Source organism: Acinetobacter sp. UBA6571 (assembly GCF_002434085.1).
Lineage (GTDB): Bacteria > Pseudomonadota > Gammaproteobacteria > Pseudomonadales > Moraxellaceae > Acinetobacter > Acinetobacter radioresistens.
In genome coordinates this window covers 22,846-34,744 of the sequence record NZ_DJJJ01000055.1, presented here as the reverse complement: position 1 = coordinate 34,744, position 11,899 = coordinate 22,846, and the positions used below count along the sequence as shown (strand labels likewise).

Below are 11,899 nucleotides of genomic sequence, written 5' to 3'. Positions count from 1 at the left end.
CTTTTATAGTGATGGGTAATTTAAAAAATACAAGGGCCCATGCAGATAAATTGTTTTATTTTTAGGTGAGATATGAAAAGTTCATAGTTTTAAACAAGTTAAACGTATAGTTAAGATTAAAAATAATGTATTTTCGTAGGTGTAACTAATGCATTTAAAGGTTGATCCCATTTTTCTCGCTTTAATCTTGAGGGAATAAACTGGAAATCATGTGCTACTCCTAACCGGTACGGATACTGTGCGGCCTGAGCCAAGGTACGATCATAATAGCCTCCGCCCATACCAATGCGTGTCCCGCTAGAGTCACAAGCAAGCAACGGCATTAAAATTAAATCTAATACAGTAACATTACAGCCACGGCCTGCCATGGGCTCCTTCATGCCTAATGGATGATAGGCAAAGCACTGATTACGATACTGATCACGACTTATAGAAACCCAAACTAGTTTTTGATTCATGTTGCAGATCATAGGTAAGTAAACTTTCTTACCTTTTTTAAAACAGTACTCAATAATTTTACGTGTAGGGATTTCACCAAAAGCATTCAGGTAAATACCGATTTTATTAGCATGTTGAAACCTTGGCATTTTTATAAGATGTGTCAGCACTCTTTGTTCAGATTGCCGATGCTCAAAAATACTGACTTGGCGGCGTTGAGAACGCAGAGATCGCCGTAAAGAGTGAAGAGAAGTGGACATAATAATTTCAATTACTTTCCAAGTTAAATCGATTTAAAGACTGATGATCTATAAACTGATCAGACAGCTATCTTATTATTAACATGTTATATTGTCCCAATAAGATAATTTGGCTCTGTACCCTTAACCAGACTTTATACTATCACAATCTTATTTTAGTATCAGCTCGCAGCTATAACAGAGCAACTAAAAAATTCTGCTACTACGGCAATGATTAAAAAGTGATAGACTGTAACAATATATTGTCTGATTTTATTATTAAAGTTGAATCATTATATTTTTATCAGTCATATGTATATCTATTTTGGAGTAAATCTTATATAAATAATATAATGTTATATTCTAAATATTATAAAACTTGGAGTTGAAAATAAAATGATTATATATCGAAAAGGTTATAATATTCATTATAATATTAAACTAAAAATTAGAAAAGTAAAACTAGCTAATAATTATGGCTCTGAAGGATTATAAATATGTGTATTATTTTTATAAAGTCTTGAGAAATATATAAAATAATAATTATTATTAATCTGGAATATATTGATTTATACTGCAATATACATGTGAGAAATACTATTTTATCTTCCTATAAAAATTTTTAATTAATAGTTTAATTGTATTTATAATAATTTTTTTTAAAAAATACCTTGTATTTTTTTTGGTTAATCTTATGCATCTTGGAACCTTATGATTATATTTTTATATATAAAAGGTATTAAGAGTAGTTAAGAATAAAATATAATTCATTATAAAAAACTGTAAGATATTTTTTATTAATTTACTTTAATCTTAAACATTGAAAAATGAATAATTTTAACGATTAAAATAGGAATATTTCATGTATTTAAAAAAGAGTTTTATAATTATAAATCTTATATTAAGTATACAACATTTAGCCTATGTAGACTGGATTAACCAAGCCGCTATGAAAGTTGAACCTCATACTATCCAGTTAAGACACTATATTCATGCAAATCCCGAGTTGGGAAATTTAAAATTTAAAACCTCTGAACTGGTACAAAAAGAACTTAATACCTATGGTGTTGAGGTTAAAAAAGGCTTCGCAAAAACAGGTATTATAGGTGTACTGAAAGGAGGAAGACCCGGACCGTTCATTGCACTACGTGCCGACATGGACGTTTTACCTATGCAAAAAAGCTCCGGTTTCTTTTGCCAGTCAGGCCACAGGGTTATATCAGGGTAAAATAACGCCAGTTGCCCACGCATGTGGCCATGATGCTCATACTGCTATGTTATTGGGTGCTGCGCAAGTTTTGGCTGAACATAGGGAAAAAGTTGCAGGTACAGTTGTATTTGTTTTCCAGCCTACCGAAGAAGGGAGAGCAGATATTGATAATTTTAGTCAGGACGAACAGGTGGGTTCAAGAAAAATGATCGCAGATGGTGCATTGAGTAATTCAAAGCCAGAAGTGATTTTTGGATTGCATGTTATGGCAGGTATGCCAAGTGGCCACTTATATTATAAAGATGGAGCTGTCTTAAATAGTGCTGATGGTGTCCGGATTACTTTAAACGGCCAACAGGTTCATGGTTCCATGCCATGGAAAGGAAGAGACTCGATTGTTGCTGCAGCAGACATTATTCAGAACATGCAAACACTGGTATCGCGTGGTACTGATCTTAGCAAGGGCATGGGCGTTATAAGTATAGGTCAGATTCAGGGAGGAACCAGTGGCAATATTACATCGGAACAGGTATCAATGACCGGAACTATCCGCTCCAATCGTGAAGACATTCGCCAGAATATTTAAAGAGCTTGCCTGAAATGATTGATCGTACTGCAAAAGCCAATGATGTTCAGACCAAGATAGAAATTTCTGCTTATGCTCCTGTGACACTTAATGATAAAACTTTAACTCACCTTATGGCTTCCAGTTTAAAGTCAGTTGTAGGGGAGAATAAAGTTCATGTGCTGGAATAAAATGAAAGTGCCAGTGAGGACTTCGCGTATTATGGACAGATCATGCCAGCTTTATTTGTATTTCTAAGGGCTACCCCAACCGATCAGGACATGCACAAGGCAGCCCCTAACCATAGTCCCTACTTTATGGTAGATGATAAAACCTTAAAAACAGGAATAGTTTCACATATACGTTTTGTGATGGATTATCCAAAAATTGCCGGTCAGGTTCAGGCTGCCTGGAGAGCGAAAAAATGATAGAAATTCATATAGAAATCAGAAAATAGAGATACTGATCCCTATTTTTGGCTACTTTTTTGGATGATAGAGATTCTTTATTGAAATTGCTGTCGATAAGCTTCTGGCGTAAGACCCACTAAAGCCTTAAAGGCACGGGAAAAATTAGAAGAAGATGAATAGCCGAGTTCATAGGCAATCTGGGTAATGCTGGCAGATGAATGACTCAGTCTCTCTTGTGCTTTTAATATAATGACTTGTTTTTTTATTCCATTGAAATCAGCATTTTTTTTATGTAACTGTCGTTGTAAGGTTTTGGTTGAAACATGCAGTAATTCTGCACATTCGGTAAGAGTTGGCATTTGATAAGTATTTAAGAGAATCATTTTGATCCATTCAGGGAAGTCCTGACTTTGGGTAATCTCCCTCATTTGCTCCTGACATTTAAACTCTACCGCTTTTAAGGTCATTTCATCTGCTAATGGCAGTTTATAAGCTAATAGCTCCTGACCAAGAGTAATTTTTAAACTAGGGCGGTTAAGGGCATTAAAATGAAACCTGACCTGCTTTAACTGGTTAATTTGTTTAAGATGAGGCGGTTCAGGCAGAGATAAAAAAATAGAAAAGGATAAGAAAGGTGAATCGATCAAGTCATTAAGATTATTATGCAGGGCGATAGCAATCGCTTCAATGTGAAAATTCAACACAGATTGATCCATGTCCAGTTCAGGCTCAATCAGCCATTCGGCCTGCTGATTTTTATTGAAATAAATTGATGCTTTAAAACTTGGCATAATCAGACTGAAGTATCTGGTCACCAGCTTAAGAGCATGTTCAACTGTCTTGGAGGTTAAAATTGCATAACCTACCAAGCTATGTGAACTTAAGTGTAACGAGCGGCCAAGTTCAAAGGCCAGATCAGTATTTACCGGGAACCTTAAACAGTACTGAATTATTTTTTCTACTTGAGAAATAGATACTTTCAAGTCCGGTTGAGCCAGATACTGTTCTATATCGATATGCAGTTCGTCCAGAAATACCTGTATAGGAATATTTCTGGCTATGAGCAGTTCGACCAGTTTCAAATAGTAACGTACAGGTATAAGTGGAACATTCTTATTAATCATTTTAAAACAGCTCTGGTCTCCATACCGATAAAAACTTAAGCAATTCTCTCTATTATTTTCTAAAACTATAAAGAGAACTGGCAGTAGCTTTGTTTTCTATATTATTTAATCAGTTTAAGATCGTTCAGTTCTGGTTTTAAACAAATGCACATACTTACCTAAAATCTTTTCTCGGGCTTTAGGATAAAAATTAATCTTATCTATATGACCATCATAGTGTTTAATCACACGCTCATCCATTAACTTAAACCACCATTTTGGAATTAGAGCGGGGAGAACCATACTGGCATAACCCGCGGGTAACTGTGGAACATTATCGTAATGGCGTAGGGACTGAAAACTACGGGTCGGATAGGCATGATGATCCGAATGGCGCTGTAGCTGATAGAGCAGTACGTTACTGAACCTGCTGTTATTGTTCCAGCTGTGTTCTGGCCGGGTAAGGGCATACCGGCCATTACCTAAATCCTCACGTTTCAAGCCATAATGTTCCATGTAATTAACGACTTCAAACAACGTGATACCACAACATGACTGGATAAGCTGAGTTGGAATAATTCCTGCTCCAAACAGCTTTAGCATGAACATGTGATAGGCAGCAGTTATTGTCCATCCATGAAACAGCTCATTCTCTAGAGACCAAAATGTTTTCCCTTTGCGGCCCAAGCGTCGTGTTTCAATTTCTATGGCTGACTTAAAGCTTCCAGTTACAGTTCTTGGCCAGAACTGCCAGAAACTTTCACCTAACTGCGAAGAAGCCGGATCTTCAGGGGTAGCTACACGACGGTGATGCCCATAAGGATGTTCAATACGGAAATGGTTATACCCTGTAGGGGCAAGACAAAGATGCGAAAGGTAATGTTCCAGCTTGCCTGACTTATGGCTCAGCTCGTGTGCAGTATTAATTGCTACACCATTGACTAGACCAAGAATATGGCCAAAAAGAATACGCTCTTCCAGTGAAACTGCTTTTTGACTGACAAGATAATTACCATACAGATTGGCAATTATTTGTAAAGGAATAAATAATTTAACAACCCGTGCATAATACGGATCATCCTCCAGATCAGTTACAGCTTCTTCAGGCGGATTTTCCGGGTCTTCTCCCATATACTTATCAATGGCTGGAATGATAATATGTAATGCCAGAGGACCCATATAAGTAAATAATTTCTTAGTAATTTTAGGGCCAAACTCATAACCCAAAAAGGTAGCATTGGCAATATTGGGTACAACCAGACCTAACAGCCAGAGTTTACGTTTTTTATCTGTGAATTTAACGGGCTCTGTGATCTTGTCTACTTGAGTAATTGCATTCATCATCTATTCCATGAATTATTTTATTTATTGATAAACTCAAGTATGACTTTAAAAGGTTGTAAGCAAAATTCATTAGCGGACATTTATCATTCATTTTAAGACAATAAAAGAGTGGCTACTGACTTAGCTTTATAAAAATAATAGTTTTTATGAGGTAATATCTGGTGATTAAAAATAATTAAGATCTTTATTAAGAAAAATAGAAGTATTGTTTTAATAAAACTATAGAATATTGTCTACTATTTTAATATTACTTAAATTTTTAGGATCATATTTAATCTTAACTTTATTTCCGACATGATAAAGTGGGATGTCCTCTTTATTTATAATGACTTTGATATTTGGACTTTCTACTACACCGGATGATATTTTAAATTTGAATCTCATGTAAAATAGAGGGCGATACTGTACATAAATAGCAGAATCTAGTACATAGCTGAGCTCAGCAATTGTAACTACTCCTCTTCTATAGAGAACTATTTTATAGAATAAATCTTTTAAAATTATTTTCCAGAAAATATAGGCAATAAAAAGCCCGAACCATAGAGAGAAAATAGTGTAAAATATTTCTTTTAAATTCATGTGGTTATGAAAATTTTTGTGGTTTGAAAGCAATATTTAATATACTTTGATTTCTGAGATAAACCAAGTAAAAATATAATCAGATATATTGATTATAAAAATTTAGATTTTTTATTATATTTTAATGCCCTACTTTAATTAAATTTTATTTCTAGGGCGATATTGATATAGGGAAGTAGAAAGATATTTATAAATAACTAAAGCCAAAGGCTGGTCATAAAAAGTTAAAAACTAATATTTGAGGAGGGCTGTATTGGATATTACTCTTATTCTTTTAGGCTTGTTTGTCTTTTGTGGAGGATTAATTGATGCGGCAGTGGGCGGCGGTGGCCTCGTTCAGTTACCGGCACTAATACATGCTTTACCCCAATATAGCTTGGCTACCGTATTTGGAACTAACAAGATTGCTGTCCTGGCGGGCACTTTCTCATCTATTTTTACTTATATAAAAAGAGTGAAAATAGTTTGGAAGCTGATATTTCCAACTATGATTTCAGCTTTTACCTTTGCTTTTCTAGGAGTAATATCTATTTCGCTTATTCCTAAAGAATTAATGAGATATATTGTTTTTTGTTTATTGACTCTGATTGCAATATATACTTTTATTAAAAAAGATCTAGGAAAAACTCATACTGAGCTACAGTATGGTAAAAAAGAAATTGGTATGGGCATACTTTTTGGTGGATTGATTGGCTTTTATGATGGAATTTTTGGTCCAGGCAGTGGTAGTTTTTTAATTTTCCTGTTTGTTAGAATTTTTTCATTCGATTTCCTTAATGCTTCAGCATCTGCAAAGCTTGTAAATCTGGGAACATTTACTGCCTCATTATTGTTTTTTATTCCTGCAGGCCATGTATTATGGAAAATTGGTGCCTTTGTAGGCGTCTGCAATGTCTTAGGCTCCCTGGTCGGGACTATCTTGGCATTGCGATATGGTAGTGGTTTTATCCGTATATTTTTTCTTGTTCTTCTTATATTTTTGATTGGGCGAATGGGCCTTGAGCTTTTTAAATAGCCTAAAAAATAATCTGAAATTAAAACGGATTAGTTTGAGTCTGTGGCTACTGTTAAAGATAAAAAATTAAGCTTCATCTAAAGTGACCAGAGAATTTAAATACTGAACAAGACTTTTTATGGTCGCGCTAATCTGTAAAAATGCGTTAAGATGGTGCAAATCGGGTTAAAGGCTGGGGTATTAGTATGAATTTTTTTAAAAAGAAAAATAAGGCAAGCTTTGTATTTTTTATTATTACGCTTTATGCACTGATCGGCTTTAGTTTAGGGTATTTCATATGGGAAGACCTTTTATAGCAGAAATGGATCAGGCGATAGCGCTATGATTAATCACTGCTTAAATCAGTCGGCTAGCTGGAATCTGTTCCTCATGTACCTATATCTGGCCAACAAATATACCTAGGCGCTTTGTTAGCTTTGTATAGCGACTTAAAACAATGTCTATAGAAAGCTAACCTGAAGATCTAGAAGTTATTTATAAATCAATTCGTTAATTTAGCAGGATAACCTCTTTATAAAGCATGACTACAGCTAAGAAGCTCATCATTAAAGAAAGGCTTTTCAACAGTATTCTTTGTATTTTGATATTTTTAAGAATTTTCTTTATCTTCCATGAGAAAAATATATAGAGACTGCCAATAATAGAGAGAGTAATAACCGTGATAATAATAAGTAATAAACTATACTGTTGAAGCGAGTTTAACCCAAAAATAGCAGGGACCAAGGCAAGATAAAATGAAATGGTTTTAGGATTACTAAGAGTAATCAGTAAACCGTCTCTATAGGTTGAGAAAGTTTTATTTACATCCAGGACAGCCTGTTCTTGAACAAGATTTTCATTGAACATCCAGAATTTATAGGCGATAAATAATAAGTAAAAGCATGAGATAATGACAATATAGGCTGAAAAATTGGAACTCAATTGAGTAAGATAAGAAATAAAAAAAATAGAAATAGATAAAAAAATAATATCTCCTGTAATTAGACCTAGAAGCATCAATATGCCACTCCAATAGCCTTGGCTAAGTGTCTTAAACATTAACCCCGTCATGCCTGGTCCAGGTAGGAAAGCTGCCAATGCTAGCGTTAAACTGTAGGTGAAAATCTGGGTTAGAACATCCATACTATAAAGAATCAAATAAGAACCTAGTTTTATTTTTCTATAAAATCACAGAAAAAAATGATCTATTTATTCTATTAAAATTAAAAATTAAGGTATAAATTTAAGTTTTATTATATTTATTGGAAATATTATACCCATATGCAACTCGATAAGACAGATGCCAGAATTCTGGAGCGTTTACAGGCAGATTCACGAATTACCAATTCTGAACTATCGGAATATATTGGTATGTCAACATCGCCGTGTTGGAGAAGAGTGAAGCAGCTAGAAGAAGCACAAGTTATTAAAGGTTATGGCGTGCTTATTGACCGAAAGAAAATAGGTCTGGGTGTGATGGTTTTTATAAGGGTTTCTATTGATAGCCATAGTGAAAAGGAGGCAAGGAAATTTGAAGAAGAAGTAATCGCTTTAGAGCATGTAGTAGCTTGTTATAGTATTGGTGGGGATGCAGATTTTTTATTACAGGTCGTTTCTCCCGATCTGGATACTTACGCTGAATTTTCAATGTCAGTGATCAGGCGTTTACCGGGTATAAAAGAAATGCAAAGTATGTTTGTATTAAAAGAAATAAAACCTTTTCTGTCTTTTCCAGTCAGAAGTCAAAGATAGTTTTTATAAATTTTTAAAGCTTAAATTATTTTAGTGAAAACTGGTGTCTCCGGTGATGCCGCTGCATGTCGTTACCCTTGAACCCTAAAGTTCAAGGTGGACGCGACGCATACTTGCTGGGTTTCCTGCTCAGGGCAGGCATACACTCTAAATATGCAGAACGCAATCCTAAAGTGATGATATCGGCTCAGGGGAATAGACTCGCTGGCGAACATCTCAGAGACAAGTTAAGTATAACTGATCTGAAGCTGATGGCAATTGAATAAACTTTTAGGAGTGTAAAGTTAATTTTCAATTGACGAGTATTTATACGTAATCATGTATATGTCAGACAATTTTCTCGACATCTTGCATAATCGTACTCAGCAAACGTTCACAGTGTGCATATTCCTGAAGTGATTTATTTAAAGTGAGTACTTCCTGCATTAGGGAAAGCGCTACCATAATAACCAGTTTGTTATGTTCAGTCCGTGGAGCATTACGGCGTATTTCATGAAATTTTTCATTTAACAATTGCCCGGCACGCTCCAGTTCTTCCTTTTTGTCCGCAGTAGTTGCCAGCCGGAAAGTCTGTTCAATCAGACGCAGTTCAACCATTACCGGTTCACTCATATCGAAGACTCCTCACTCATATCCGTGTTTGGGTGGGCAAGCTGCTGGATTTCCTGCGCATGCTGATCCTGACTGGTTCCTAAAATGGCCAGACGCTGAATAATAGCTTCTACCTTATGTTTAGCCAGTTCGTTTTTCTGAAGCAGTCGCTCACGCTCCTGCTTAAGATCATGTATTTCCTGCTGGGACTGACGTTGCTGGGCCTGTAACTGCTCTTTAGTCGCACGGAGCTCATTCCGTTCGCTTAAAATTTCCTGAAAACGATTTTTAAGGTCAGTACAGCTTTTTTCTAAACGGCTATACCGATCTGCCAGAGCAGTGGCATCTGTATTGAGCTGTTTGAACTGACTTTCTACACTGCCCAGTTTCTCTGTCAACTGGTCAATTTCTTCTTGTTTTTGGGTAATGATGCCATTTTTTTGCACAACTTGAGCGTGATGATGCTGATCACTCTTTTCTTTGGCTTGAACGAGCGAACTATTTTCACTCTCAAGATGATGAAGTCGTGTTTTTAAAACACCAATATGCGCCTGTAGACGCTGTAATTCTTCTAACATAACGAGGTCGCACAGAATTGCAATCAAAGGTAATATATAAGCAGTATAAAGATTGGAAAAGCGAATGCAAGACGATATTTCAGGTTGGACAGACTGGCAGCAACAATTTAATGGAATTGAAGAAATTTCGAGCCCAAGTGAGTTACATGGCTTACTCACAGGTATAGTTTGTGTTACAGAGGCGCCTACTCGAGATGAGTGGATGAATATTCTCGCAACTCTTCATGTACCTGCTTTAAATGATGAAGCACTGGCCATGCTGGCAGAGGAAGCAGAAGATGTATTTCATGCGCTGTCAGAAGATGAACTCGACTATTTACCTTTACTACCTGATGATGAGCATATGCTGGCTGATCGGGTACAGGCACTGGCAGACTGGTGTGCAGGTGTAGTGCTGGGGTTTGGTCTTGCATCAGGACATATTCGATCTGACGAAAAAGAACTGATTGAGCACTTACAGGATGTAGCCGCAGTTGAATTTGAAGAGTCAGATGATGATGAAGAAGGTGAGGAAAGCTATCAGGAGTTATATGAGTTTGTACGTCTGATACCGGTTAGCCTTTCGATTGGACGTAAAAAAATTACAGTGTCAGAAAGCTCATTATTGCAACATGTTCAGGCTCAGGCTAAAAAGACCGCCTTATCTGATAGCCAAAATGTAGTTGAAATGTTTACGCCGCACCGTCCGAGTTAACTCGGACTTGGTTTTTGGTTAATACCAGCCGTGTTATATCCCATACTTTACAATTAAAGATTACCAGCATGATAAAACTAACTCAAGAAGACTTTCAACAGCGTCGCGACTGTCTGGCTGTACATATGGGGCCAAACAGTATTGCCATTATTGCCACCAGTCCGGTTGCCTACCGTAACCGGGATGCTGACTATAAATTCCGTGCCGACAGCAGCTTTTACTATCTCACCGGGTTTGCAGAACCAGAAGCAGTGGCAGTCATTGAAACCTTTGAGACAGCAGATGACTACACCTACAGCCTGTTTTGCCGTGAACGTAACCGGGAAATGGAAATCTGGAATGGATACCGTGCTGGTATTGATGGCGCAATTGAAGATTATGAAGCTGATGAAGCTTATGCGATTGATCTGCTTGATGAAGAGATTATTGAAAAGTTGCTGAATAAAGCACGTCTGTACTATCGTATTGGACACAATGCCGAATTTGATGCCCGAGTCAGTCAATGGATTAAGCAGGCTGATACCCAGCAGCGTCGTGGCGATGGTTCTCCATCACAGCTTTTACAGCTGGACCGTATTTTAGATGAAATGCGCCTGATCAAATCTGCCAAAGAAATTGAGATCATGCAAGCCGCATCTGTAATTAGTGCACAGGCCCATACTCGTGCCATGCATCAGGTACGGCCGGGAATGATGGAGTATGCTCTGGAAGCAGAGCTAAATTATGTATTTGGCCAGCATGGTTGCGTACCTTCCTATAACAGCATTGTCGGTGGTGGAGGTAATGGCTGTATTTTACATTATGTGGAAAATAACCAGCCACTTAAAGATGGTGATCTGGTATTGATCGATGCGGCTTGTGAATATGAGCATTATGCCTCTGATATTACCCGTACATTTCCGGTAAATGGTAAATTTAGCCCTGAACAGAAAGTCTTGTATGAAATTGTATTAAAAGCTCAGCTGGCTGCTATTGACGCAGTACGCATCGGGAATTCTTACCGTGAACCGCATGAGCGTGCAGTTCGTATCCTTACAGAAGGTCTGGCAGCACTTGGACTTTTAAAAGGTAATGTAGATGAACTGATCGAAACTGAAGCTTACCGCCAGTTCTATATGCATGGTACCGGCCACTGGTTGGGGATGGATGTGCATGATGTCGGGTCTTATAAGAAAGATGGGGAGTGGCGCAGTTATGAAGCTGGTATGGTGGTTACTGTTGAGCCCGGATTGTATATTGCTCCAGACGATGAAGCCGTAGACAAAAAATGGCGGGGTATTGGAATCCGCATTGAGGACGATGTAGTGGCTACAGAACATGGTCCACTGATTTTAACAGCTGAAGTCGTAAAAACAGTTACAGACATTGAACATTTAATGGCTCAGGCCCAGCATTGATCTGC

The 11,899-nt window shown here is 37.0% G+C and carries 11 protein-coding genes, 1 other RNA gene and 1 pseudogene; 6 read left to right on the top strand and 7 right to left on the bottom strand.

The window, feature by feature from the left end:
• Positions 1–116: 116 nt before the first annotated feature.
• Positions 117–698 carry a 5-formyltetrahydrofolate cyclo-ligase gene (locus B3X18_RS10265; RefSeq protein WP_286935531.1) on the bottom strand — a complete coding sequence of 194 codons (582 nt, stop codon included), beginning with the start codon at positions 696–698 and terminating at the stop codon, positions 117–119.
• 841 nt (positions 699–1,539) lie between these two features.
• On the opposite strand from B3X18_RS10265, the pseudogene B3X18_RS10260 reads away from it, so the two are divergent.
• Positions 1,540–2,880 (top strand): annotated as a pseudogene (locus tag B3X18_RS10260) (amidohydrolase).
• Positions 2,881–2,957: 77 nt separating this feature from the next.
• Here B3X18_RS10260 and B3X18_RS10255 read toward each other — a convergent pair.
• Both B3X18_RS10255 and B3X18_RS10250 read right to left on the bottom strand, forming a co-directional pair.
• A complete protein-coding gene (locus B3X18_RS10255) occupies positions 2,958–3,986 on the bottom strand; it encodes a helix-turn-helix transcriptional regulator (protein WP_005027238.1) in 1,029 nt (342 codons plus the stop codon).
• A gap of 114 nt (positions 3,987–4,100) precedes the next feature.
• Complete coding sequence (locus tag B3X18_RS10250; RefSeq protein ID WP_034689077.1) at positions 4,101–5,306, bottom strand: alkane 1-monooxygenase; 1,206 nt, start codon at positions 5,304–5,306, stop codon at positions 4,101–4,103.
• Positions 5,307–6,141: 835 nt separating this feature from the next.
• Between B3X18_RS10250 and B3X18_RS10245 the strand changes: the two genes are divergently transcribed.
• Positions 6,142–6,903 (top strand): sulfite exporter TauE/SafE family protein, encoded by a 762-nt coding sequence (locus B3X18_RS10245; protein ID WP_034670548.1) that lies wholly within the window; start codon positions 6,142–6,144, stop codon positions 6,901–6,903.
• 185 nt (positions 6,904–7,088) lie between these two features.
• Positions 7,089–7,199, top strand: a complete 111-nt coding sequence (locus B3X18_RS10240) for a hypothetical protein (protein ID WP_016801167.1) — start codon at positions 7,089–7,091, stop codon at positions 7,197–7,199.
• 193 nt (positions 7,200–7,392) lie between these two features.
• Here the strand turns inward: B3X18_RS10240 and B3X18_RS10235 are convergent, their stop codons facing one another.
• Positions 7,393–8,025, bottom strand: a complete 633-nt coding sequence (locus B3X18_RS10235) for a LysE family translocator (protein WP_034670546.1) — start codon at positions 8,023–8,025, stop codon at positions 7,393–7,395.
• A gap of 138 nt (positions 8,026–8,163) precedes the next feature.
• On the opposite strand from B3X18_RS10235, the gene B3X18_RS10230 reads away from it, so the two are divergent.
• The gene (locus B3X18_RS10230) at positions 8,164–8,634 is read left to right on the top strand and encodes an Lrp/AsnC family transcriptional regulator (protein ID WP_034670545.1); all 471 of its coding nucleotides are present in this window, start codon (positions 8,164–8,166) and stop codon (positions 8,632–8,634) included.
• Positions 8,635–8,676: 42 nt separating this feature from the next.
• Here the strand turns inward: B3X18_RS10230 and ssrS are convergent.
• The 3 genes from ssrS to B3X18_RS10215 all read right to left on the bottom strand — a co-directional run bounded on the left by ssrS (position 8,677) and on the right by B3X18_RS10215 (position 9,803).
• A non-coding RNA gene (gene ssrS / locus B3X18_RS10225) (6S RNA) lies at positions 8,677–8,860 on the bottom strand.
• Positions 8,861–8,961: 101 nt separating this feature from the next.
• On the bottom strand, positions 8,962–9,246 hold the full coding sequence (locus B3X18_RS10220) for a cell division protein ZapA (RefSeq protein WP_005019143.1): 285 nt from the start codon (positions 9,244–9,246) through the stop codon (positions 8,962–8,964).
• A complete protein-coding gene (locus B3X18_RS10215; protein ID WP_034670543.1) occupies positions 9,243–9,803 on the bottom strand; it encodes a hypothetical protein in 561 nt (186 codons plus the stop codon). Before B3X18_RS10215 ends, B3X18_RS10220 begins: the two co-directional genes overlap by 4 nt.
• Before the next feature lie 64 nt (positions 9,804–9,867).
• On the opposite strand from B3X18_RS10215, the gene B3X18_RS10210 reads away from it, so the two are divergent.
• Entirely contained in the window at positions 9,868–10,497 is a 630-nt protein-coding gene (locus B3X18_RS10210; RefSeq protein WP_005027221.1) for a UPF0149 family protein, read from the top strand.
• A gap of 71 nt (positions 10,498–10,568) precedes the next feature.
• The gene (gene pepP, locus B3X18_RS10205) at positions 10,569–11,894 is read left to right on the top strand and encodes a Xaa-Pro aminopeptidase (RefSeq protein WP_026055443.1); all 1,326 of its coding nucleotides are present in this window, start codon (positions 10,569–10,571) and stop codon (positions 11,892–11,894) included.
• Positions 11,895–11,899 lie beyond the last annotated feature (5 nt).